20 protein-coding genes are annotated in these 22,856 nt (G+C 73.8%); 6 read left to right on the top strand and 14 right to left on the bottom strand.

What is annotated here, in order from left to right:
• The first annotated feature begins 5 nt into the window (after positions 1 to 5).
• Positions 6 to 167 carry a GPGG-motif small membrane protein gene (locus FE634_RS20925; protein ID WP_167736421.1) on the top strand — a complete coding sequence of 54 codons (162 nt, stop codon included), beginning with the start codon at positions 6 to 8 and terminating at the stop codon, positions 165 to 167.
• An 82-nt stretch (positions 168 to 249) separates the two neighbouring features.
• Here FE634_RS20925 and FE634_RS06295 read toward each other — a convergent pair whose 3' ends face one another.
• The gene (locus FE634_RS06295; RefSeq protein WP_138875395.1) at positions 250 to 636 is read right to left on the bottom strand and encodes a VOC family protein; all 387 of its coding nucleotides are present in this window, start codon (positions 634 to 636) and stop codon (positions 250 to 252) included.
• Positions 637 to 657: 21 nt separating this feature from the next.
• On the opposite strand from FE634_RS06295, the gene FE634_RS06290 reads away from it, so the two are divergent.
• Positions 658 to 1,131 (top strand): DUF5709 domain-containing protein, encoded by a 474-nt coding sequence (locus FE634_RS06290; RefSeq protein WP_137293156.1) that lies wholly within the window; start codon positions 658 to 660, stop codon positions 1,129 to 1,131.
• 81 nt (positions 1,132 to 1,212) lie between these two features.
• Here FE634_RS06290 and FE634_RS21565 read toward each other — a convergent pair whose 3' ends face one another.
• Positions 1,213 to 2,448 (bottom strand): HNH endonuclease signature motif containing protein, encoded by a 1,236-nt coding sequence (locus FE634_RS21565; protein WP_137293155.1) that lies wholly within the window; start codon positions 2,446 to 2,448, stop codon positions 1,213 to 1,215.
• Between the two features lie 192 nt (positions 2,449 to 2,640).
• Here FE634_RS21565 and FE634_RS06280 point away from each other — a divergent pair, with 192 nt between their 5' ends.
• A complete protein-coding gene (locus FE634_RS06280; protein ID WP_137293154.1) occupies positions 2,641 to 3,990 on the top strand; it encodes a cation:proton antiporter in 1,350 nt (449 codons plus the stop codon).
• 22 nt (positions 3,991 to 4,012) lie between these two features.
• Here the strand turns inward: FE634_RS06280 and guaA are convergent, their stop codons facing one another.
• The 3 genes from guaA to FE634_RS06265 form a co-directional block, all read right to left on the bottom strand.
• Positions 4,013 to 5,575, bottom strand: a complete 1,563-nt coding sequence (guaA, locus tag FE634_RS06275) for a glutamine-hydrolyzing GMP synthase (RefSeq protein WP_138875394.1) — start codon at positions 5,573 to 5,575, stop codon at positions 4,013 to 4,015.
• A gap of 228 nt (positions 5,576 to 5,803) precedes the next feature.
• Positions 5,804 to 7,558 carry a GMC family oxidoreductase N-terminal domain-containing protein gene (locus FE634_RS06270; protein WP_148240438.1) on the bottom strand — a complete coding sequence of 585 codons (1,755 nt, stop codon included), beginning with the start codon at positions 7,556 to 7,558 and terminating at the stop codon, positions 5,804 to 5,806.
• 1 nt (position 7,559) lies between these two features.
• A complete protein-coding gene (locus tag FE634_RS06265) occupies positions 7,560 to 9,182 on the bottom strand; it encodes a succinic semialdehyde dehydrogenase (RefSeq protein WP_138875393.1) in 1,623 nt (540 codons plus the stop codon).
• 206 nt (positions 9,183 to 9,388) lie between these two features.
• Between FE634_RS06265 and FE634_RS06260 the strand changes: the two genes are divergently transcribed.
• Both FE634_RS06260 and FE634_RS06255 read left to right on the top strand, forming a co-directional pair.
• Complete coding sequence (locus tag FE634_RS06260) at positions 9,389 to 10,933, top strand: sulfatase-like hydrolase/transferase (RefSeq protein ID WP_148240436.1); 1,545 nt, start codon at positions 9,389 to 9,391, stop codon at positions 10,931 to 10,933.
• A 47-nt stretch (positions 10,934 to 10,980) separates the two neighbouring features.
• The gene (locus tag FE634_RS06255) at positions 10,981 to 12,612 is read left to right on the top strand and encodes an acyl-CoA dehydrogenase family protein (protein ID WP_138875392.1); all 1,632 of its coding nucleotides are present in this window, start codon (positions 10,981 to 10,983) and stop codon (positions 12,610 to 12,612) included.
• 21 nt (positions 12,613 to 12,633) lie between these two features.
• Here FE634_RS06255 and FE634_RS06250 read toward each other — a convergent pair whose 3' ends face one another.
• From FE634_RS06250 to rnhA, 8 genes are all read right to left on the bottom strand, one after another.
• Entirely contained in the window at positions 12,634 to 13,203 is a 570-nt protein-coding gene (locus tag FE634_RS06250; RefSeq protein WP_137293147.1) for a C40 family peptidase, read from the bottom strand.
• Positions 13,200 to 14,336, bottom strand: a complete 1,137-nt coding sequence (locus tag FE634_RS06245) for a dipeptide epimerase (protein ID WP_262347601.1) — start codon at positions 14,334 to 14,336, stop codon at positions 13,200 to 13,202. The genes FE634_RS06250 and FE634_RS06245 overlap by 4 nt, the downstream gene beginning before the upstream one ends.
• Positions 14,333 to 15,094, bottom strand: a complete 762-nt coding sequence (locus FE634_RS06240) for a serine hydrolase (protein WP_187366838.1) — start codon at positions 15,092 to 15,094, stop codon at positions 14,333 to 14,335. Before FE634_RS06240 ends, FE634_RS06245 begins: the two co-directional genes overlap by 4 nt.
• 10 nt (positions 15,095 to 15,104) lie before the next feature.
• Positions 15,105 to 16,067 (bottom strand): DMT family transporter, encoded by a 963-nt coding sequence (locus FE634_RS06235; protein WP_148240434.1) that lies wholly within the window; start codon positions 16,065 to 16,067, stop codon positions 15,105 to 15,107.
• A 260-nt stretch (positions 16,068 to 16,327) separates the two neighbouring features.
• Positions 16,328 to 18,262, bottom strand: coding sequence for a PPC domain-containing protein (locus FE634_RS06230; protein WP_148240433.1), 1,935 nt, complete (start codon positions 18,260 to 18,262; stop codon positions 16,328 to 16,330).
• Between the two features lie 207 nt (positions 18,263 to 18,469).
• Positions 18,470 to 19,576, bottom strand: a complete 1,107-nt coding sequence (locus FE634_RS06225; protein WP_137293295.1) for a GuaB3 family IMP dehydrogenase-related protein — start codon at positions 19,574 to 19,576, stop codon at positions 18,470 to 18,472.
• Positions 19,577 to 19,601: 25 nt separating this feature from the next.
• Entirely contained in the window at positions 19,602 to 19,865 is a 264-nt protein-coding gene (locus FE634_RS06220) for a hypothetical protein (protein WP_138875388.1), read from the bottom strand.
• Between the two features lie 84 nt (positions 19,866 to 19,949).
• The gene (rnhA, locus tag FE634_RS06215; protein WP_148240432.1) at positions 19,950 to 20,423 is read right to left on the bottom strand and encodes a ribonuclease HI; all 474 of its coding nucleotides are present in this window, start codon (positions 20,421 to 20,423) and stop codon (positions 19,950 to 19,952) included.
• Between the two features lie 162 nt (positions 20,424 to 20,585).
• On the opposite strand from rnhA, the gene FE634_RS06210 reads away from it, so the two are divergent.
• The gene (locus FE634_RS06210) at positions 20,586 to 21,314 is read left to right on the top strand and encodes a hypothetical protein (RefSeq protein ID WP_148240431.1); all 729 of its coding nucleotides are present in this window, start codon (positions 20,586 to 20,588) and stop codon (positions 21,312 to 21,314) included.
• A gap of 7 nt (positions 21,315 to 21,321) precedes the next feature.
• On the opposite strand, the gene guaB is transcribed toward FE634_RS06210, so the two are convergent.
• Positions 21,322 to 22,824: an IMP dehydrogenase gene (guaB, locus tag FE634_RS06205; protein ID WP_137293141.1), complete on the bottom strand. Its 1,503-nt coding sequence runs from the start codon at positions 22,822 to 22,824 to the stop codon at positions 21,322 to 21,324.
• Positions 22,825 to 22,856 lie beyond the last annotated feature (32 nt).

Raw genomic sequence — 22,856 nt, 5'->3', positions numbered from 1 at the left:
ACACCATGGGCTTCCTCTTGTGGATCCTCGCTGTCATCCTCGTCGTCTTCGGCGTCGTGCAGCTCATCCAGGGTCAGATCCTGCTCGGTGTCGTCTGCATCGTCGTGGGCCTCGCGGTCGGCCCCGGTGGCTGGAGCATCTTCAACAGCCGCAAGTCGCGCGCCTGACCGCACGGCGCAGTCACTCCGAGGGGCACCCCGTTCGCGGGGTGCCCCTCGTGCGTTCGCACCGAGGTCAGGGCGCCCGAGGTCAGGGCGCGAGGACGACCTCGACCTCGAAGCCCTCGGAGTTCTCCAGGTAGAGCGCGACGTGGTCGTCGCCGCCGGCGTGCGGGTAGCGCGCGGCGTACAGCTCGTGCCAGCCGTGGGCCGTGGACTCCGCGCGGACGCGGTCGAGCAACTCCCGGGTCCCGACGGTCAGCGCCAGGTGGTTGACCCCCGGGCGGAGCCGGTCGTGGAGCTCGTCGACCTGGTCGGGCGACCGCTCGACGAAGAGGTAGGTGCCGTCGGGGTGCACCCACGACTGGCCCGGCAGGTCGATCTCCCAGCCCACCTCCCCCAGCAGCCACCCCCACTCGTCGGCCGCCAGCGCGGCGTCGTTCACCCAGAGGTCCCAGTGGTGGATCGCGCGAGGCATGCCTCACCGTACGGTGGCGGCATGAGCGAGTCGAGCAACGGCGAGTACGGCACCTACAGCACCGACGACGAGGACCAGCTCCCCGGCGAGGACACCCTCGGCTCGGACGGCGCCCCGAACGACGTCGCCGACGAGCTCGACCGGGGCTACTCGCCGCCGGAGACCTGGTCGGCCGCGCAGGGGTTCGGCAACACGCCGTACGAGGAGGCCGTCGGGGAGTCCTTCGACCAGCGCCTCGCCCAGGAGGAGCCCGACCCGACGACCGACCCGGACGGCGTCCTCGACGAGCCGGACGAGCAGGCCGAGGCCGCGATCGACGGCGGCGAGGTCGGCCGCGTGCGCGCCGGCCGGCTGGTCGCCCCCGACCAGGGTCTCGGCGAGGACGTCGAGTCCGACCTGGTCGGCCGCGACGTCGGCATCGACGGCGCCGCTGCCTCGGCCGAGGAGGCCGCGATGCACGTCGTCGACGAGGACGACCTCGACCTCGACGACTGACGCGGACCCGCTCGTCCAACCGAACCTTCGCCCGGACGCACCGACGGCCCCGCCCGGGGGCGGGGTCGCGGAGCGGGGTGGTCAGGGTTCGGGCTGCGTGGATGGGTCGGCGGGTGGGTCGAGGGCCCGGGTGCCGTGGTGGTCGCGCCGGTAGGTCAGCCCCGACGGTGCGGTCCAGTGGTAGGTGCCCGGCCCGGTCGTCGTGTAGCGCCAGCGGCCGTGGGTCTTGGCGCGGTGGTGGCGCCGGCACAGCGGGGCGAGGTTGTCGCTGCTGGTCGTGCCGCCGGCGTCGTACGGGTCGATGTGGTCGAGGTCGCAGGCCGTGGCCGGGCGCCGGCAGTGCGGGAAGACGCAGTGGAGGTCGCGGAGCCCGATCTGCTCGCGGAGCCGGTCGGGTGCCTCGTAGGCGTCGACGTGGACGTGCTCGGCGAGGTCGACGACCGGCTTGACGAACACCCGACCCGCCGCCCCGCACCAGCCCCGGACCGTCTCGACCGTGACCGGGCTGCGGGTGGTCTCGCAGCGGGCGACGTCGGGACTGTCCTGGTGGAGGTGGACCACCAGGGGCCGGGTCGTCGGCGGGGTGAGGTCGAGGGACTGGTCGCCGCGGGCGAGGTCGCCGAGGGCCCGGGAGCGTCGGACGTCGAGGGCCTCCCCGCACCCGGCGTCCGCGAGCCTCCGGGCACCGGCGCGCAACGCGTCCTCGAGGTCCATCGCGTCGGGGACCGAGACGAGACCGTCGAGACGGACGTGACCGTCGAGGGTGGGCTGGCCGAGGTCGATCCAGACGTGCCGCTCGTCGGTGGCGGGCGCGACGTCGTCGGGCGCGTGGCGGGCGAGGGCTTCCTCGACGAGGCGGCCGACCTGGGCGAGGCTGATGGTGCGGACCGCCGGCGCGAGCCGGCGGTCGACGTCGGCGGCACCGGCGACCGGCAACCGCATGGTGGCCTCGGCGATCCTGCCGGCCTTCCACACCGGGAGCCGCCCGTCGAGCACCGCGGCCCACAGCCGCGGGAGGCGGTGGCGGAGCTCGAGGGCGCGGCCGAGGTAGCCGAGCCCGGCGTCGGTGCTCATGCCGAGGGCGGCGGCGAGGTCGTAGGCGGCGAACTCCTCGATCACGGGGCACCCGATCCCGCCGAGCGGGAGGGGGCGTTCGCCGAAGGTCACCACGTCGGGGTCGTCGTCGGTGGTGTGGTCGACAGCCCAGTCGAGGACGGCGAGGAGGGTCTGGACCTCCGCCGCCCGGGCGGCGGCCTGGCGGGCGCGCACCCGCTCCAGCGCCGGTTCGGCGAGCTGGGTGGCGGGGGCTGCGGTCATGCCCTGATTCTACCTCGAACGACGGACAATCGCCACTGTGTTCGAACAACGTCACCGGTGGTTGCAGCACCCCCTCCAGGGCCGCCGACGGACGCGTGACGGCGTCCGCGGCGTCGACCAGAGGGAACGCCCGCGGCACACCGCCCCCAGGGGTCTGCCAGGAGCGGGCACCGGTGCACTACACAGGGTGGAATGGACCCCGCCGGCTACTTCCTCCTCGCTGGCACGTGTCTCCTCGTGGCGGTCGCGCTGCCGACGTTGCTCCACCGCTACGCCGTGTCGCCGGCGATGGTCCTGCTGCTGGTCGGCGTGGTGGTCGGGCTGACCCCGCTCAGCGACGGGCTGGTCCTCGACGTCGCCGACGACCACGACCGCGCCCTCGTCGAGCACGTCACCGAGCTGACGGTGCTGGTGGCGCTGATGGGCGTCGGGCTGGCGATCGACCGGCCGCTGGACCTGCTCCGCCCGTCGACGTGGCGCACCTGGTCGCCGACCTGGCGCCTGCTGGCCCTCGCCCTGCCCGCCTGCGTCGCGGCGGTCGCGCTGCTCGGCTGGGCGGCGCTGGGACTGGCACCCGCGACCGCGCTCCTGCTCGGTGCGGTCCTCTCCCCCACCGACCCGGTGCTGGCCTCCGACGTCCAGGTCGGGGGGCCCGGCTCCTCCATCGCCGACGACGAGCCCGACGAGACGCCCTACGCCGAGGACCAGACGACGTCGACGGAGTCGAGCGAGATCCGGTTCGCGCTGACGTCGGAGGCCGGGCTCAACGACGGGCTCGCGTTCCCGTTCGTGCACGCCGCCGTGCTGGTCGTCGCCGGCGGGTCCTTCCTGACCGGCGCGGCCGAGTGGGTGAGCTGGTACGTCGTCGGCAAGCTCGTCCTCGGCGTCCTGGTCGGCGTGCTCGTCGGCCGGGGCCTGGGCCGCCTCGCCTTCCGCGCCCGGTCGTCGTCGCTCCGCCTGGCCGAGCAGGGTGAGCCGCTGCTCGCCCTCGCCGCCCTCCTCACGACGTACGGCGTCGCCGAGCTGGTCCGCGGCTACGGGTTCGTCGCCGTCTTCGCCTGCGCCATGGCGCTGCGGGCCGCCGAGCACCGCCACGAGTACCACCGCGCGATGCACGACGTCGTCCAGCGCCTCGAGCGGCTGCTCACCCTGGTCATCCTGCTGCTGCTCGGGATCGCCCTGTCGTCAGGTCTGCTCGACGCCCTCGACTGGCGCGGCGTCGTCGCCGGGACCGCCCTGGTGCTGCTCATCCGTCCGCTCACCGCGTGGCTCTCGCTCAGCGTCCTGCCCCGCACCGGCGAGCGGGCCGGCGGCCTCGACCGGCGGGCCCGGCTCGCGGTCGCCTTCTTCGGGATCCGCGGCGTCGGCAGCCTGTACTACATCGCCTGGGCCACCAGCCACGCGGAGTTCACCGACGCCGCCTGGGTCTGGGCCACGGTCGGCTTCACCGTGGCGTTCTCGGTGCTGGTGCACGGCGTGGCGGCCACCCCGGTCATGCGACGGATCGAGGACACCCCGGAGCCGGTGCCCGAGAAGGCGTGACGTCAGGGCGCGGACGCCGGCGTCACTCCCACTCGATGGTGCCCGGCGGCTTCGAGGTGATGTCGACGGTGACCCGGTTGACCTCGGCGACCTCGTTGGTGATGCGGGTCGAGATCCGCTCCATCAGGTCGTAGGGCAGCCGGGCCCAGTCGGCGGTCATCGCGTCCTCGGAGGTGACCGGGCGCAGCACGACCGGGTGGCCGTAGGTGCGGCCGTCGCCCTGGACGCCGACCGAGCGGACGTCGGCGAGCAGCACCACCGGCATCTGCCAGATGTCGCGGTCGAGGCCGGCGCGGGTGAGCTCCTCGCGCGCGATCGCGTCGGCCTGGCGCAGGATGTCGAGGCGGTCGCGGGTGACCTCGCCGATGATGCGGATGCCGAGGCCGGGACCGGGGAACGGCTGGCGCCAGACCATGGTCGAGGGCAGGCCGAGCTGCTCGCCGACGGCGCGGACCTCGTCCTTGAACAGCGCGCGCAGCGGCTCGACGAGCTCGAAGTTCAGGTCGTCGGGGAGCCCGCCGACGTTGTGGTGCGACTTGATCGTGGAGGCGCCGGCTCCCCCGCCGGACTCGACGACGTCGGGGTACAGCGTGCCCTGGACCAGGTAGGCCGTCGTGCCCGACTGCGCGTCGCCGAAGACGCGCGCCTCGGCGTTCTCGAAGGTACGGATGAACTCGCGGCCGATGATCTTGCGCTTCTCCTCCGGGTCGCGCACGCCCGCGAGAGCGTCGAGGAACTGGTCGGCGGCGTCGACGACGTCGAGGACGTCGAAGACCTCCTCGAAGTCGTGGCGGACCTGCTCGGTCTCGCCCTGCCGCATCATCCCGTGGTCGACGTAGACGCAGGTGAGCCGGTCGCCGATCGCGCGCTGCACGATCGCCGCGGCGACGGCGGAGTCGACGCCGCCCGACAGCGCGCAGATCGCGCGCCCCTCGCCGACCTGGGCGCGGATCGTCTCGACCTGCTCCTCGACGATGTTGAGCATCGTCCAGGTCTGGCGGCAACCGGCGATGTCGTGGAGGAAGTGCTCGAGGACGAGCTGGCCGTGCTCGCTGTGCAGCACCTCGGGGTGCCACTGGACGCCGGCCATCCGGCGGTCGACGGACTCGAACGCCGCGACCGGCGTCCCGGCGGTGGAGGCCAGGACGTCGAACCCGGACGGCGCCGCGACGACCGAGTCGCCGTGCGACATCCACACCGTGTGCTGCTCGGGGACGTCGGCCAGCAGGGCGCCGCCGGCGCTGACGGTCACCGGCGTCCGGCCGTACTCACGCGCGCCCGTCGCGGCGACCTCGCCGCCGAGACCCTCGGCCATCAGCTGGAAGCCGTAGCACATGCCGAAGACGGGCACGTCCGCGGTGAAGATCGACCGGTCGATCGCCGGCGCGCCCTCGGCGTAGACCGACGACGGGCCGCCCGACAGGATGATCGCCTTGGGGTTGCGGGCCAGCATCTCGGCGACCGGGACGTGGTGCGGGACGATCTCGGAGTAGACCCGGGCCTCGCGCACGCGCCGCGCGATGAGCTGCGCGTACTGCGCCCCGAAGTCGACAACGAGGACCAGGTCGTGCTCGGGCGACGTCATGCCGCGAGCCTATCGAGACGCGGCCGTCGTCGCCGTTCCGGGCGTGCTGCAGGGTCCCGCCGGGGAGGGGGGGGAGGAGGCGGGGCCCTGAGCGCCGGAGCCGGTCGAGAGACCGGCTCCGACGACGGACCCGTCCCTCAGGAGGGAGCAGCATCCAACACGGGTCCGCCCTGACAACGACGACGTCGGCCCCCGGTTACGCCTCAAGGCCGGACGAGTTCGGCCGCGTCAGGAGACGCCGACGATGGGCAGCCGCAGCGCCCCCGAGGCGTGCGGCGGGACGGCGGGGTGCCGGGGCTCGACCGGTTCGATCCGCTGGTAGTCCGCCCCCAGCGGCGGTCGCCGGTCCGGCTCGCCCTTGTTGGGCCACAGCGCCATCGCCCGCTCGGCCTGCGCGGTGATGGTGAGCGAGGGGTTGACCCCGAGGTTGGCCGAGATCGCCGAGCCGTCGGCGACGTGCAGCCCGGGGTGGCCGAAGACCCGCTGGTAGGGGTCGATGACGCCGTTGGCCGGCTCGGTCCCGATCGCGCAGCCGCCGATGAAGTGGGCGGTGAGCGGCATGTTGAACGGCTCGCCGATGTTGCCGCCCGGCGTCCCGCCGAGGACGCCGGCGATCCGGCGGACGGCGTCGTTCGCGGCCGGGATCCACGTGGGGTTCGGCGCGCCGTGGCCCTGGCGCGACGTCATCCGCCAGCCGAACAGGCCCTTCTTGCCGTAGGTGGTGATCGAGTTGTCGAGGCTCTGCATCACCAGCGCGATCACGGCCCGCTCCGACCAGTGCTTGAGGTCGTAGAGCTCGAACAGGTTGCGCCGCTGCTCCCACATCGCCCTCGACCACGTGCGCCAGCGCGGCTCGTCGCCGTCGCCGTCGGTGAGCACCGTCTGCAGCATCGCCATCGTGTTGAAGCCCTTGCCGTAGCGGCAGGGCTCGATGTGGGTGTGCTCGTCGGGGTGGAAGCTCGAGGTGATCGCGACGCCGTAGGAGTAGTCGGTGGGGTCCGAGGACGGCGCGATCGCGCCGAGGATCGACTCCGAGTTGGTGCGCGAGAGGAAGCCGAGCCGCTCCGAGAGCCGGGGCAGGTGGCCCTCGTCCTTCATCCGGTGCAGCAGCTTCTGGGTGCCGAGGGACGCCGCCGCCATCACCACGTGCTCCGCGGTCAGGGTGCGGGTGCTGCGCGCGGTGGCGCGCCGGGCCTTGGTGTGGCGGACCGCGACGTCGTACCCGCCGCCGTCGCGGGGGCTGACCCGGGTGACCGTGGTGAGCGGCAGCACGGTGGCGCCGCGCTTCTCGGCGAGGTACAGGTAGTTCTTGACCAGGGTGTTCTTGGCGTTGTGGCGGCAGCCCGACATGCACTCGCCGCAGTTGAGACAGGCGTTGCGCGCCGGTCCCTCGCCCCCGAAGAACGGGTCCGCCGACTCCTCGCCGGGCTGCTGGCCGGGTCCGCCGAAGAAGACGCCGACCGGCGTCGGGTGAAAGGTGTCGGCGACGCCCATGTCGGTCGCGACCTTCTCCATGACGTCGTCGGCCGGCGTCCGCACCGGGTTCTCCACGACGCCCAGCATCCGCTTGGCCTGGTCGTAGTAGGGCGCCAGCTCGTCGCGCCAGTCGGTGATGCCGGCCCACTGCGGGTCGGCGTAGAACTGCTCCAGCGGCTCGTAGAGCGTGTTGGCGTAGACCAGCGAGCCGCCGCCGACGCCGGCGCCGGCGACGATCAGGGTGTCGCGGAGCGCGTCGATGCGCTGGATGCCGTAGCACCCGAGCGCCGGTGCCCACAGGTAGCTCCGCACGTCGAGGGTGCCGGAGGAGAACTCGTGGTCCTCGAACCGCGGCCCCGCCTCGAGGACGCCGACGCGGTAGCCCTTCTCGGTCAGCCGCAGCGCGGCGACGGACCCGCCGAAGCCGGAGCCGATCACCAGGACGTCGAAGTCGAGGTCGAGGTCGAGGTCGAGGTCGAGGTCGAGGTTGTCCGCGTTCCCGGCCACGTCAGGCCCTCCCCAGCTTCTTCATGAGGCGGAGGTTGGTGGTCATCACCTTCGCGTAGGTCTCGTCGGACATGCCGAGCACCGGCGCGAGGCGCACCAGGCGCTGGGTGGCGACCGACTGCGGCTCGGTGTAGCGCAGGATGCCCTCGGCACCCTGGCGCCGTCCGGAGCCGGACTCGCGCATCCCGCCCATCGGGGCGTCGATGCTGGCGAACGTCGCCCCGAACGCCTCGTTGACGTTGACCGTCCCGCACCTGACGTGCCGGGCGATGGCGCGCGCCCGGGCGCCGTCCTGGCTGTAGATGGAGGCGTTGAGGCCGTACTCGCCCTCGTTGGCGCGGCTCACGGCGTCGGCCTCGTCGTGGAAGCGGTAGAGCGAGACGACCGGGCCGAACGTCTCCTGGCCGAAGCAGGTCATCTCCGGCGTGACGCCCTCCAGGATGGTCGGCTCGAAGAAGTACGGGCCGAGGTCGGGGCGGGCCCGCCCACCGGCGAGCACCCGCGCGCCGCGGGCGACGGCGTCCTCGACGTGGGCGACGACGGTGTCGAGCTGGTCCTGGCTGACCAGGGAGCCCATGTCGTTGACCCAGTCGAGCGTGGCGCCCAGGGTCATCGCCTCGGTGCGGGCCACGAACCGCTCGACGAAGCGGTCGTAGACCTGGTCGGCGACGAACAGCCGCTCGGTCGACACGCACAGCTGGCCGGCGTTCGAGAACGAGGCCCGGACGGCGCCCTCGGCGGCCCGCTCGAGGTCGGCGTCGCGCAGCACCAGCAGCGGGTTCTTGCCGCCCAGCTCGAGCGAGCAGCCGATCAGCCGCTCCGCGCACTGCCGGGCGATGATCCGTCCGGTCGCGGTGGAGCCGGTGAAGCAGACGAAGTCGGAGCCGCCGACGAGCGCCGGCCCGAGGTCGGGGCCGGGGCCGGCGACGACCTGCCACAGGTCGGGCGGGAACCCGGCCTCGTCGAGCAGCCGGGCACCGAGGAGCGCGCTCAGCATCGTCTGCGCGTCGGGCTTCACGACCACGGCGTTGCCGGCGAGCAGGGCCGGGAGACCGTCGCAGAGCGCCATCGTGAACGGGTAGTTCCAGGGCGAGATGATCCCGACGACCCCCTTCGGGACCCGGTTCACCTCGACCCGCGTCAACCCGGGGACGACGCCGAGCCGGCGCCGGGTGTCGAGGTGCCGGTGCGCGGTGCGGGCGTAGTAGCGGGCGGTGAGGGCGATGTGCAGCGGCTCGTCGGAGGCGTGCTTGCGCGCCTTGCCCGACTCGAGCACGATCAGGTCGACGATCTCGTCCTGCCGGTCCAGGACCAGGTCGTGCAGGCGCAGCAGCATCGCCGACCGCTCGTCGAGCGGCACCCGCGCCCACGCCGCCTGGGCCCGGCGGGCCCGCACGAACGCCTCCGTGACGTCGGCCTCGCTGGACTGCGGCACGTGCGCCAGCGGGGCGCCGTCGAGCGGGCTGGTGACCGACGACGTGGCGCCCGAGGTGGCGAGCAGCCGGGTGGTGAGCCGGTCGACGTAGGCGCGGTCGAGGGCGTAGGCCGCCGTCGGGTCGTGCTCGGGGTCGGCCGGGCCGGCGACGAGGGGTCGGCCGGGCGTCGGATTCGGGGAGCCACTCATATACCGACAGTATGTGACGGGGGCCATCCCTGCTACCCGTCGGTCACTTCGTCTCGGATCCCGGCTCCGCCGCCGCACCCGTGCCGCTGCCCGTTCACCGGGCGCTTGCCCCGGGATGATTCACTTCCGCGGTGCCACTCGGACGCCCACCGGAGCTGCCTCCCCGCCCGGACGACGCTGCGCCGACCCCTGCCCGGAGCCGGGGGATGCAGGTGGCCACCGTGCTGGTCGTCGTCCTGCTGGTGTGCGGCGCGGTCGTCGCCAACGTCGCGCGGGAACGGGCGGCGGACGACCCCGCCGGCGTCGACCTCGGGTTGTCCCTCGGCGCGGGGGCCACGTCGAACGCCCCGTCGGCCGAGCCCACCACCGGCCAGGACCCCGGGTCGGTGCGCAACGCCATCGTGTTCCTCGTCGACGACATGCACGACTTCTCCTGCGCCGAGGCCGGCGCCTACCTGCCCCGCAGCAGTCCGTGGCTGGTGGACCGGGGTACCTGCTACGAGCACGCGACGACGTCGACACCGGTCTGCTGCCCGGCCCGCGCCCAGCTGCAGACCGGCCAGTACTCCCACAACAACAAGGTGGTCCGCCAGAAGGCCGCGCACCTGCTGACGGTCGACGACACCGTGCAGCGCGACCTCGGCCGGGCGGGCCTGAGCACCTACGGGATCGGCAAGAACCTCAACGGCGTCAAGCCGCGCGAGTACTACGGCCGCACCCCGCTGCGCACCGGCTTCGAGGACTTCGACTTCTGGAACTCCTACCAGGGCCGGCCGGGCAGGTTCCGCCTCTACGACGACACCGGACGCCGCTACCTCCCCGACAACCAGCTCAACTCGACCGAGACCAACGGCGCCTACCTCTCGGGCTTCCTCGACGGCCAGCTCGTGAGCGGCGACCCGTTCTTCGTCTACGACGCCTTCTTCGCCCCGCACAAGCAGGGCGCCCGCTTCGCCCCCCGCCACATGCCGCCGGTCCCCCGGGAGTTCGCCTCCGCACCGGTACCGCCGTTCCGCTACGCGCCCGAGCGCTTCGCCCGCGACAAGCTGCCGCTCTTCCACCGCCCCGACCAGGACCGCGCCTACTACCGACAGCTCTTCACCGCGCGGGCCCGCTCGCTGCTGGGCGTCGACGAGCAGATGGCGATCGCGCTCCAGCGGCTCGAGGACACCGGCGTGCTCGACGAGACCGCGGTGTTCTTCGTCAGCGACAACGGCTACACCGACCAGGGCGAGGTCAACTGGGAGGGCAAGTCCATCCCCTACCCGGCGGCGATGAACGTCCCGATGCTCGCCTACTACCCCGGTCGCGCGCCGGCGACCGACCTGCGCGACGTCGCGCTCGTCGACGTCGCGCCCACGCTCTACGACCTCCTCGACGTCACGCCGGGCCACCTGCTCGACGGTCACTCCCTGCTCGGGGACCACGAGCGCAAGGTCGTCTACGGGGAGTTCTACGCCGAGGCCAACGGCCTGGTGCGCCAGGAGTCCGGCCCCCGGACCTCGAACCTGCGCTCGTGGCGGATGGTGCGCCGCGGCCGGGAGTCCTACGTCGAGTGGTACGACCCCCGCGGTCGCACGGTCTTCCGCGAGTTCTACACCGCCCGGGCGATGACCAGGAACAAGCTGTTCCACACCCGCGACGCCGACGCGCCCTCGCCTGCGAAGATCCGGGAGTTCCGCCGGCTGCTCCAGCGCCACGGGAGCTGCCGGGGCACCGTCGAGGCCGGCTCGCCCCGAGCCTGCGGCTGAGCGCCCGCCGGCGACCCACCGTCCACGCCGCGTCCCAGGAGGAGCCGATGCCCACCCACGAGGTCACGAACCAGCCTCCGCCGCTGGTCGGCCACGACACCGCCCACGACCCCGCCCTGCTCGCCGCGCTCGAGCGCGAGGGCGCCGGCTGGGCGAGCGACGAGGTGCACGCCCTCGGCCGGCTCGCCGGCACCGAGGAGGCACAGGAGTGGGGCCGGCTCGCCGAGCGGGTGCCACCGGTGCTGCGCACCCACGACCGCTTCGGCCACCGCGTCGACGAGGTCGACCTCGTCCCGGCCTACCACTCGCTGATGGGGACCGCCGTCGGCCACGGCCTGCACGCCGCCGCGTGGGCCGACCCGCGGCCCGGTGCCCACGTCGCGCGCGCGGCCAAGTTCCTCGTCTGGAACGTCGACGCCGGCCACGGCTGCCCGATCTCGATGACCTACGCCGTGGTGCCGGCGCTGCGGGCCGCCCCCGACCTGGCCGCGACGTACGAGCCGCTGCTCACCTCGACCACCTACGACCCCGGGCTGCGGGCGCCGGCGGGCAAGGTCGGGCTGGTCGCCGGCATGTCGATGACCGAGAAGCAGGGCGGCTCCGACGTCCGCGCCAACACCACGCGCGCGGTGCCCCAGCCCGACGGGTCCTACCGCCTCACCGGGCACAAGTGGTTCACCTCGGCGCCGATGAGCGACCTGTTCCTCTCCCTCGCCCAGGCCCCCGGCGGCCTGTCGTGCTTCCTGGTGCCGCGGGTGCTGGCCGACGGCACCCGCAACGCGATGCACCTGGTCCGGCTCAAGGACAAGCTCGGCAACAGGTCGAACGCCTCGGCCGAGATCGAGTACGACGGCGCGACCGCCTGGCTGGTCGGCGAGGAGGGCCGCGGGGTGCGCACCATCGTGGAGATGGTCAACCTGACCCGTCTCGACTGCACCCTCGGCACGGCCTCGGGCATGCGCAACGCCACCGTCCTCGCCGTCCACCACGCGCGGCACCGCTCGGCGTTCGGGCGACGCCTGGTCGACCAGCCACTGATGCGCAACGTGCTCGCCGACCTCGTCGTCGAGTCGGAGGCCGCCACCACGGTCGCGATGCGGCTGGCCGGTGCCACCGACCGCGCCGTGCGCGGCGACCTCGACGAGGCGTCGTTCCGACGGATGGGCCTCGCGGTCTCGAAGTACTGGGTCTGCAAGCGCGGCCCGGCCCACGCCGGTGAGGCCATGGAGTGCCTCGGCGGCAACGGCTACGTCGAGGAGTCGGGCCTGCCCCGCATCTACCGCGAGCTCCCGCTGCTGTCGATCTGGGAGGGCTCCGGCAACGTCGCCGCCCTCGACGCCCTGCGCGCGATGGGCCGTGAGCCCGAGTCGGTCGAGCGGTTCCTCGCCGAGGTCGACCTCGCCGCCGGCGCCGACCGCCGCCTCGACGACGCCGTCGCGACGGTCAGGAAGGAGCTCTCCGACCACGACGACCTGGAGCTGCGCGCGCGCCGCGTGGTCGAGCGGCTCGCCCTCGTGCTGCAGGGCTCGCTGCTGGTGCGGCACGCCCCCGCCGCCGTCGCCGACGCCTTCTGCGCCTCCCGCCTGGACCGCGACTGGGGCGGTGCGCTGGGCACCCTGCCGACGGGCCTCGACCTCGACGCGATCATCGAGCGGGGCGTCGTCGAGCCGGTCGACTGACACGACCGGCCCGGCCGAGGCTCAGAAGCGGCCCGCGGCGACCAGCGTGGGCCGGCGCTCGTCGGGGAGCTCCTCCTCGACCACGTAGCGGCGCGGCCCGGAGTCGGGCGCGTGCAGGAGGACGCCGGGCGCGGTGACGAACCCGACGTGGGTGATCCGGGTGCCGGGGCCGCCCCGGGCGAAGAACCAGAGGTCGCCGGGTCGCTCGCTGCCCAGCTCGACCGGCTCGCAGGTGGCGGCCTGGTCGAAGGCGTCGCGCGGCACGGCGGTGCCGACGGCGCGGAAGGAGGCGTGCACCAGTCCCGAGCAGTCGATCCCGTCGTGGGTGAGCCCGCCCCAGACGTAGGGCGTGCCGAGGTAGGTGCGGGCGATCTCGACGACGCTGTCCTCGTCGTGCGCGAGGTCGGCGGCGAGCGCCCAGCCGGGGTAGCCCATCGCGTCCTTCGAGGACCACTGGCCCGGGACGGTGACCCTGAGCCAGTCGCCCTCCCGGTCGTGGACCTCGACCCGCTCGCCGGCCAGCAGCTGGGTGACCTGCTCGGCGTCGGCGGCCGGCCCGGCCAGGACCCCGGTGGCGCGGATGGCTCTCATGCTCGTTCTCCCTCGGTCGGTTCTCCCCCGGGCTGCAGGCCGTCGATGCCCAGCCCGGGAGCGGCGGACAGGACCAGTCGGTCGCCCACGTAGTGCGGGCCGCCGGCGTACGGCGACGCGGTGGCCCACCACGCGGCGTCCAGGTCGGGCAGGCTGGTGGTGCCGACGGCGGCGACGAGCGAGGCCGCGGCACCGAGCCCGACGTGCGACTCCATCATCGAGCCGACGAAGGTGCCGAACCCGTGCAGGCCGGCGACGCGCAGCAGCTCGAGCGCCGGGGTCAGGCCGCCGCACTTGGCGAGCTTGACGTTGACCAGGTCGGCGGCGTCGAGCCGGATGATCTCGACCAGGTCCTCCAGCACGAACAGCGACTCGTCGGCCATCACCGGCGTCTCGACGTGGGCGGTGACGTGGGCCAGCCCGAGGACGTCGCGCGCGGGCACCGGCTGCTCGACGACCTCGACGTCGGCGCCGGCGTCCTCGAGCGCGGTGATGACCCGGACCGCCTCGAAGGCGTCCCAGCCCTGGTTGGCGTCGAGGCGGAGCGCGACGTGCGGGCCGACGACCTCGCGGACCGCGCGGACCCGGTCGAGGTCGGTGGCGGCGTCGGTGCCGACCTTGAGCTTGAGGGTGCCGAAGCCGTCGGCGACGCGGGCGATCGCGGCCCTCGCGAGCTCGTCGGCGCTGCCGGCCGAGAGCGTGACGTCGGTGCGCACCTGCGTGGCCGCCGGGCCCGCGACGCCGGCGTAGGACGCGAGGTGCGCGGCGAGCGGGACGCCGGCGCGACGGGCGGCGAGGTCGTGCAGGGCGACGTCGGCGGCCATCTTCGCCGACCTGTTCCCGACCACGCACCTCTGCACGAGCGACGCGGTCGCGCGGGGGTCGGCGTCGCGGCCGACGACGGCGTCCGCGATCGGGCCGTCGAGGCAGGCCTGCGACCCGGCGAGCGAGTCACCGGTGACCTGCCAGACCTGGGGTGCCTCGCCCCAGCCGCTGACGCCGTCGCTGTCGACGACCTCGACCAGCACGGTCTCGATCGTGGTGGTGCGGCGCAGGGCGGTCACGAAGGGCGTGTGCAGCGGCACGCTGAGCCGCCGGGTGCGCACCTCGCGGATGGTGCTCGAGCCGGTCACGGGCGCCTCTCCCCCGCGCGCTGCCACGCCTCGGCGGCGATCGCGGCGATCCGCTCCTGGGCGGCCTCGTGCGACTCGTCGGTGCGGGTCAGGACGACCAGGACGAACGGCTCGGCGTCGACCGGCCGGACGATCGCCATGTCGTGGGTGATCCCGTCGACCCAGCCCGTCTTGTTGGCCACCACGGGCGCGTCGGGACCGGAGGGGAGCCCGGCCGGGATCGCCTCGCGGTGGGCCTGCCCGCGCATGACGTCCTCGACCGCGGGCGGCACCCGCCGCAGCAGCCGGGCCAGGTCGCGGGCGGTCACGTCGTTGGCCAGCCCGGCGTCGCGGGCGGCGAGGTCGCCGATGCCGCGGGTCACGGTGGTGCGGTCGCTGCACCCGGCGGCGGCGAGGACCCGCTGCACCGCCGGCACCCCGACCTCCTCGAGCAGCAGGTTCGTGGCGATGTTGCTGGACTCGACGATCGCCCGGCGCCGCAGCTCGCGGAGGGTGACGTGCTCGCCGACGGCGTCCCAGGTGGCGTCGTCCTGGTCGTCGTCGCGGTCGAGGGTGAACCGGCCACCGACCGCGGAGGCGAAGTCGGCGTGCACCAGCACCGCCCGGTCGAGGTCGACGTCCTCGGCGGCGACCGCGAGCGGCACCTTCACCAGGCTCGCCGCGTAGGCCGGCTCGTCGGCGTCCTGCTCCCACCAGCCGTCGTCGCCGGCGGCCCGGCCGTCGAGGGGCCCGAGCCACCACGCCACGAGATCTGCCACGTCGTCCACCCTAGGCCGTCGTGCCGGGAGGCCCGCCGACGACCGGACCCGACGCCGGGAGCCCCCGCGCGCCGGCCCGTCCGGCCCGTCCGGCCCGTGGGAGCGACGCGATCGCCGAGAGCACCAGCACCATCCCCGCGACGCCGAGCACCCCGAGCCGCTCGCCGAGGAAGACCGCCGCCACCAGGCCCGCCGTCACCGGCTCGACCAGGGTCGCGACGACGGCCGCGCTGCTCGACGTCGTCCGCAGGCCGGCGTACAGGAGCGCGTAGGCGAGCGCGAAGGTCAACGTGCCGAGGTAGACCAGCACCGCAAGGGCGACCGGGTCGGAGGTGCCGGCCGGGCCGCCGAGCAGCAGGGCGACCGGCACCAGCCCGACCGCGCCGACCGTCGTCGTCGCGGCGGTGAGCGCGAGGGGGTCGCTCCCACGGGCGAGCGGCTCGCCCAGCGCGGTCGCGGCGGCGTACGCCGTCCCGGAGGCGACGGCGGCCAGGACGCCGAGCACCGGCGTGGGCCCGGTCTCGCCCGGGCCGGCCGCGGTGCTGACGAGCACCAGGCCGGTCAGCGCGGCGAGCACGGGGAGGACGCCGCGCGGGCGGGACCGCGCCACGACGGCGTCGCGCGCCACGAGCAGCACCGGCGCGAGGCCGAGGCTGACCACCGTGGAGACGGTGACGCCGACCAGCACGACGGAGGCGAAGTACAGCGCCTGGTACGCGGCCGTGCAGAGGCCGACGACGGCGACCCGGCCGGGGCGCGCGCGCAGCAGCCGGCGGACCTCGCCGAGCCGACCGGCCACCAGCGCCGCGGCGAGCAGGACGACGGCCGCCAGGCCGGTCCGCCACCCGCTGATGGTCAGCACGGAGAGCGGCGCGTGGTCGCGGACGACCTGGACGGCCAGGCCGCCGGTGCCCCACAGGACGCCGGCGAGACAGATCTGGAGCAGGCCCGCACGGGCCCGGGAGGAGGACATGACGGTGCTTTCACGGTGCTGTCGGAGACGGTCGGACACGGCTTCTCCGGAGCAACCGGGGTCGCGCTCCGGGTCAGGAGACCGGGGGCGGGAGCACGCAGCGCAACGTCATGGGGATCAGTCTGGCACCTCGGGGAGCGGTCGCGCCGACACGCCTGCGGCCCGGGACCCCCGCAGGGTGTCCCGGGCCGCAGCCGTCGTCGGATCGGTCGGTCAGTCGGTCAGTCGGTCAGTGACGCGGTCGGCGGGTCCGCCCCGGCTCAGTAGCCGGGGTAGGCCCACGCCGTCACGTTCTGGGTGTCCTCGGTCCCGGTGAAGCCCTCGGCCGGGGAGTAGGTGTCCTCGACGAACCGGACGTTGAGGTCGTCGGCGGTCCCGCCCACGCCGTCGGGCCCGACACCGAACAGGTTCTGGAAGTTGGCGCCACCGGAGTCCATCAGGTTGACCACCTCCGAGAGGTTGTCGGTGTGGTAGCTGCCGATCATGTGACCGACCTCGTGGGCGGTCACGTTGCCGACGCCGTTGGCCACGAACGCCTCGACGTCGCTGGCGTCGGTGAGGTAGGTGTTCAGCGACGCGGGCCCGGACGGGTCGCTCAGCACGTCGAGCAGCACCAGCGCGGTGTCCTCGTGGCCGTAGTTGCCCGGGTCGATGTACTGCGCGATGCCGATCGTCGAGATGCCCGACTCGTCGATCGTGCCGCCGACCACGACGCGGGAGACGTTCGTCCGTCCCGCGAGCTCGGGGTGGCTGCGCGAGTTGACGACGGTGACCCTCGGGTCGTTCAGGCCGCCGTGCTCCCCGACCTCCTCGAGGTTGCGTCGCACGGCGTTGGTGATCTTGTTGATCATCGCCCGCTCCCGCGCCCGGGCGATGCCCCACTTGCCGAGGAACGCCGAGAACGGGGACAGCTGGCGCACGCCGGGACCGCCCCACAGACCGGTGTTGACCCGGCCACCCTCGAAGTCGAGGTAGACGGTCTGGCTCTTGTTCCGGTCGAGCTGGGCCCCGGGCCGGTAGCCCTCGACCTGCACCGAGTAGTCGCCGACCAGGCCGGAGACGTCGAGGACGTACCAGCCGGCCTCCTCCGCGACGTAGGCGAAGGTCGTGTTGCCGCCGCCGGGCAGCGGCGACTCCGGCGCGTACAGCGAGGACGCGTCGACGCCGGGGGCGCCGACCGCCTGGTCGCCGTCGGGGCGGAAGACGGTCAGCCCGTCGGCGTTGCCGTTCGCGACGCCGCCCACGACGTCCCCGGGACGCAGCTTGACGGCGTAGAAGTCGCGGTCGACCTCGGTCTGGGTGATCGCGAGGTCGTAGGGCCCCTCGTCGGCCCCGCCGGCGCCCGAGCCGCTGTCGGCCGGGTCCTCCGGGAGCGGGCCGGCCGGCGAGTAGCCGCCGACCAGCAGGTAGTAGGTGCCGTCGGCCTCGGCGGAGTACTCCAGGAGGCTCGCGACGCCGACCCCGCCGTCGTCGTCGGCGGCGACCAGCTCGCCCGCGGCGTCGTAGAGGGCCAGGATCGTGTCGGTGGTCTGGCCGGAGGTGTCGGCGACCAGGGACAGGCCCGCCTCGAGGTCGACGGAGTAGACGTCGAAGTCGTTGGTGCCGTCACCGGTGGAGCCGTGCGGTCCGTCCCCCAGGACGCCGGTCGTGGTGACCGCCGAGACGCCGTCGATGCCGGAGTCGCCCGCGAGCGGGATCGAGCCGTTGTCCTCCGGGACCGGTTCCAGCTCCTCGGCCGCGGGGACGGGCAGCTCGGCCTGGGAGCCGATGATCCGCACGACGTTGTTCTTGGCCTTGGCGGTGCCGAAGGCGCTGATCCGCTCGGCGTTGGCGAGCGAGTCGTTCGACCCCGAGGTCCCGTCGGACTCCTCCTCGTCGTGGACGACGACCGCCGCGGCGGCCGGCGTGACCTGGTTGGCCCGGGTGCGCGCCGACCGGTAGGTCTGCGTGGCGACCCGCTTGTCGGCGCTCGCCGCCATCCGCGTGCGCCACGCGGCGTAGTCGGCGGCGGTGGCGTCGGCGACGTTGGCGATGTAGGGGTTGACGCCGATCGCGCCGCGCGCGTTCGGGGCGGCCTTGGGCGCGACCTGGAAGCCGGCCGCCAGGGCCCGTTCCTGGTCGGCGGTCAGGTCCTGCGGGGCCGGGGCGGCCAGGGCTGCACCCGAGACCACCAGCGCGGTCAGGGTGAAACCCACGGTGCCGATCGTGCGAGATCGACGACGAGAACGAGCCATGTGCGGTGTCCCTCCGAGTAGAGAGTGGCCACGGAGGAACGCACGCCGGGACGACGGTCGACGTCGTCACGGATCAGGCGGGCCCCCGATGGCCCGGATCCCGAACGTAGGCCGTCGGGGCCGTCGAGCGCCAGGGGTGGGCGCCGGAAATCGACGGGGGCTGGGGACTCAGCCGAGGACGACCTCGACGCGCTGGAACTCCTTGAGGTCGGTGTAGCCGGTCGTGGCCATCGAGCGACGCAGCGCGCCGATCAGGTTCATGGTGCCGTCGGCGACGCGCGAGGGGCCGAACAGGATCTCCTCGAGCGAGCCGACCTGGTCGAGCTTGACGCGGCGACCACGGGGCAGCGCCTCGTGGTGGGCCTCGGTGCCCCAGTGGAAGCCGTGCCCGGGGGCATCGGTCGCGCGGGCGAACGGCGAGCCGACCATGACGGCGTCCGCGCCGCAGGCGATGGCCTTGGCCAGGTCGCCGGACTTGCCGATCGAGCCGTCGGCGATGACGTGGACGTAGCGGCCACCGGACTCGTCGAGGTAGTCACGGCGGGCGGCGGCGACGTCGGCGACCGAGCTGGCCATCGGTACCGCCACGCCGAGCACGGTGCGCGTCGTGTGGGCCGCTCCCCCGCCGAACCCGACCAGGACGCCGGCGGCACCGGTGCGCATCAGGTGCAGCGCGGCCTGGTGGGTCGCGCAGCCGCCGACGATGACCGGCACGTCGAGCTCGTAGATGAACTCCTTGAGGTTCAGGGGCTCGACCTGGCTCGAGACGTGCTCGGCGCTGACCGTCGTCCCGCGGATCACGAACATGTCGACGCCGGCGTCGACGACGACCTTGGCGAACTCCTTGGTGCGCTGCGGCGACAGCGCGCCGGCGACGGTGACGCCGGCGTCGCGGATCTCGCGCAGGCGCTCGGTGATCAGCTCGTGCCGGATCGGCTCGGCGTAGATCTCCTGCATCCGCGCCGTCGCCTCGATGCCCTCCAGGCCGGCGACCTCCGCGAGCAGGTCGCGCGGGTCGTCGTAGCGGGTCCACAGGCCCTCGAGGTTGAGGACGCCGAGCCCGCCGTGGCGACCGAGGGCGATCGCGGTCTCCGGCGACATCACCGAGTCCATCGGGGCGGCGAGCACCGGCAGCTCGAAGCGGTAGGCGTCGATCTGCCAGTCGATGTTGACCTCCTCCGGGTCGCGGGTGCGCCGCGAGGGCACGATCGCGATGTCGTCGAAGGAGTACGCACGCCGGGCGCGCTTCGCCTGGCCGATCTGGATCTCGGTCATGCCCCCACTTTCCCACGACCGACGCTCACCGCAGCCACCGAGGGACGACGACGAGCCCGCCGACGGGGTCGCGGCCGACTCCGCGCACCTCGAGCGTGCCGCCCACGCGGGTGCTCCGTGCCAGCCAGCCGAGGCCGCCGCCGGTGCCGCCGGTGCCGCTGGAGGAGAACGCCGAGCCTCCGACGCGCCACTCGGGCACCCGGTACCCGACGACCAGCACGCCGACGGCCCGGGCCCGGGCGTCGTCGACGGGACGGACGACGCAGTCGGGCCGCGACCACGGCGCCACCGATCGCGACGAACGGCTCCGGGATCGCGACCCGGGCCGCGGAGGGCGGTGCGGCCGCCGTCACGGGCGCGGACGGGACGAGGCTCAGCCCGCGGTGCCCGCGGTGCCCGCGGTGCCCGCCGCGACGGCCTCGCGCAGCCCGCGGCTGGCGAGCCGGTCGGCGCGCTCGTTGCCGTCGATGCCGGAGTGACCCTTGACCCAGTGCCACTCGACGTCGTGCTCGGCGCACGCGGCGACGAGCCGCTGCCACAGGTCGACGTTCTTCACCGGCTGCTTGGCCGAGGTCCTCCACCCGTTGCGCTGCCAGCCGGCGACCCACGTCGTGATGCCGCTGCGCACGTAGACGCTGTCGGTGAACAGCTCGACCCTCGATCGTCGCGTGAGCGCCTCCAGCGCCATGATCGGCGCCAGCAGCTCCATCCGGTTGTTGGTGGTGGTGCCGGCCTCGCCGCCGCACAGCTCCTTCTCGTGGACGCCGTGCCGCAGGAAGGCGCCCCACCCGCCGGGGCCGGGGTTGGGCACGCAGGCTCCGTCGGTGTAGATCACGACCTCGCTCACGGGGGCGAGCGTAGGGCCTGCCCCCGGCGGGACCCGACGGGACCCGAAGGGACCCGGTGAGACTCCGTGGGATCCGGTGCCGCCCCGGTGCAACCCATCGGGCCCGGGCTGCGTCTCCCTCGTAGCACCTGACCCTGTTCTCGGACCCGGAAGGACGTCGCCGTGCGCCGTCTCCCCAGCCTCACCGCCCTCCTCGCCCTCGTCGCGACCCTCGCGGTCGTCGTCACCCTCACCTCGCTGCCGGCCACCGGCCCGGCCGCCGCCCAGCCGAGCACCGCCGGGAGCACCGCCGCGAGCACCGCCGGGAGCACCGCCAGCGGCACCGGCGAGCCCGCTCAGCCACCCGCCACCAGGGCGGTGGTCGTCCGCCCCGTGACCAGCGAGGGTCGGCCGGCGCCGGGGTGGACGACGTCCCGGCTGAGCGGCTCGGTGACCTGCGACGGAGCGGCGCCGGGCGCGGTCGACCCGCGCATCGCCGGGTGCTACCCGACCGCCTACGGCCTGCAGGCCTGCTGGCGGTCGACGGGCCACACCGTGCTCTGCGTGCGCGACGCCCGCGGCCGGCAGCTGTTCCGGGTCCGCCACGAGGGCCGCTTCCCGCGCGGCCTGCAGGCTCCCACCGAGCCGACGCCGGTCACGCTGGCCCTCGACGGCGGCCGCCGGTGCCTGTCGCGCGTCGGCGGCGCGTGGGGCGCGCCGCCGCAGCACCCCGACTGGATCGGCTACTACTCCTGCACCCAGGGTGCCTCGGTCTACGGTCCGCCCGACCTGGCCGACGGGATCGACCGCACCGGTGACGCCTGGCGGGTGCGGCTGCTGCTCGAGGAGCAGGGCACGCTCGTGCGGCGCCACGTGCGCACCGTCTGGTACGTCGGCACCGCGGCCGCCTGAGACCGGCCTAGGCGCCGGTGTAGTTGGGTGCCTCGACGGTCATCTGGACGCCGTGCGGGTGGCTCTCCTTGAGCGAGGCGGAGGTGATCCGGACGAACCGGCCCTTCTCCTGCAGCTCGGGGACGGTGCGCGCGCCGACGTAGAACATCGACTGCGTGAGACCGCCGATGAGCTGGTGGGCGACCGCGGACAGCGGGCCGCGGTAGGCGACCTGGCCCTCGATGCCCTCGGGCACGATCATGTCGTCGCTGGTGACCTCGGCCTGGAAGTAGCGGTCCTTGGAGTAGGACTTCTTGCCGCGGCTCGACATGGCCGCGAGCGAGCCCATGCCCCGGTAGGACTTGAACTGCTTGCCGTTGACGAAGACCAGGTCGCCGGGCGACTCGTCGCAGCCGGCGAGCAGGGAGCCGACCATGACGCTGTCGGCGCCGGCGACGATCGCCTTGGCGATCTCGCCGGAGTGCTTCATGCCGCCGTCGGCGATCACCGGGACGCCGGCCGGACGGGCGGCCAGCGACGCCTCGTAGACGGCGGTGACCTGCGGGACGCCGACCCCGGTGACGACCCGCGTGGTGCAGATCGAGCCCGGGCCGACCCCCACCTTGATCGCGTCGGCCCCGGCGTCGACGAACGCCTGCGCGCCCTCGCGGGTGGCGACGTTGCCGCCGATGACCTGGACGTGCCTGGTCGCCGGGTCGGTCTTGAGGCGCTGGACCATGTCGAGCAGCATCCGCACGTTGCCGTGCGCGGTGTCGGCCACGAGCACGTCGACGCCGGCCTCGACCAGCGTGGTGGCGCGCAGCCACGCGTCGCCGAAGTAGCCGATCGCGGCGCCGACCATGAGCCGGCCGTGGCCGTCGTTGGAGGCCAGCGGGAACTGCTCGCCCTTGACGAAGTCCTTGACGGTGATCAGCCCGCCGAGGCGACCCTGCTCGTCGACGAGGGGCAGCCGCTCGCGCTTGTGCCGGCGCAGCAGCAGCGTCGCCTCCTCGCGGGAGATGCCGATGGCGCCGGTGACGAGCGGCATCGGCGTCATCACCTCGTCGACCTTCGTCGTCGCCCACTCCGCGACCGGGGTGAAGCGCAGGTCCCGGTTGGTGCAGATGCCGAGCAGCCGGTTGTCGGCGTCGACGACCGGGAGCCCGGAGACGCGGTACTCGCCGCAAATCCGGTCGAGCTCCTCCAGCGTCGCGTCGGGGCCGATCGTCACGGGGTTGGAGATGATCCCGGTCTGGGTCCGCTTCACGAGGTCGACCTGGTAGGCCTGGTCGGTGATCGACAGGTTGCGGTGCAGCACGCCGAGCCCGCCCTGGCGCGCCATCGCGATCGCCATCCGCGACTCGGTCACCGTGTCCATCGCCGCGCTGAGCATCGGCACCCGCAGGCTGATCTCGCGCGTGAGGCGCGTGGTCGTGTCGATGTCGTCGGGCGCGAGGTCGGAATGACCGGGCAGCAGCAGCACGTCGTCGTAGGTGAGACCGAGGGCGGCGAACTTCTCAGGAACCTCCACGCTCCCAGCCTACGGCGTGACCCGCGCCGCAC

The organism is Nocardioides sp. S-1144, from assembly GCF_005954645.2.
GTDB lineage: Bacteria > Actinomycetota > Actinomycetes > Propionibacteriales > Nocardioidaceae > Nocardioides > Nocardioides dongxiaopingii.
The sequence above is the reverse complement of the archived record's forward strand: the minus strand, read 5'-3'. Positions and strand labels throughout refer to the sequence as shown.

What these genes read in the sequence shown, in the direction of transcription:
- FE634_RS20925 (WP_167736421.1), top strand. Translation starts at nt 6, where the DNA reads ATGGGCTTCCTCTTGTGGATCCTCGCTGTCATCCTCGTCGTCTTCGGC.
- FE634_RS06295 (WP_138875395.1), bottom strand. Translation starts at nt 636, where the DNA reads ATGCCTCGCGCGATCCACCACTGGGACCTCTGGGTGAACGACGCCGCG.
- FE634_RS06290 (WP_137293156.1), top strand. Translation starts at nt 658, where the DNA reads ATGAGCGAGTCGAGCAACGGCGAGTACGGCACCTACAGCACCGACGAC.
- FE634_RS21565 (WP_137293155.1), bottom strand. Translation starts at nt 2,448, where the DNA reads ATGACCGCAGCCCCCGCCACCCAGCTCGCCGAACCGGCGCTGGAGCGG.
- FE634_RS06280 (WP_137293154.1), top strand. Translation starts at nt 2,641, where the DNA reads ATGGACCCCGCCGGCTACTTCCTCCTCGCTGGCACGTGTCTCCTCGTG.
- guaA (WP_138875394.1), bottom strand. Translation starts at nt 5,575, where the DNA reads ATGACGTCGCCCGAGCACGACCTGGTCCTCGTTGTCGACTTCGGGGCG.
- FE634_RS06265 (WP_138875393.1), bottom strand. Translation starts at nt 9,182, where the DNA reads ATGAGTGGCTCCCCGAATCCGACGCCCGGCCGACCCCTCGTCGCCGGC.
- FE634_RS06260 (WP_148240436.1), top strand. Translation starts at nt 9,389, where the DNA reads ATGCAGGTGGCCACCGTGCTGGTCGTCGTCCTGCTGGTGTGCGGCGCG.
- FE634_RS06255 (WP_138875392.1), top strand. Translation starts at nt 10,981, where the DNA reads ATGCCCACCCACGAGGTCACGAACCAGCCTCCGCCGCTGGTCGGCCAC.
- FE634_RS06250 (WP_137293147.1), bottom strand. Translation starts at nt 13,203, where the DNA reads ATGAGAGCCATCCGCGCCACCGGGGTCCTGGCCGGGCCGGCCGCCGAC.
- FE634_RS06235 (WP_148240434.1), bottom strand. Translation starts at nt 16,067, where the DNA reads ATGTCCTCCTCCCGGGCCCGTGCGGGCCTGCTCCAGATCTGTCTCGCC.
- FE634_RS06225 (WP_137293295.1), bottom strand. Translation starts at nt 19,576, where the DNA reads ATGACCGAGATCCAGATCGGCCAGGCGAAGCGCGCCCGGCGTGCGTAC.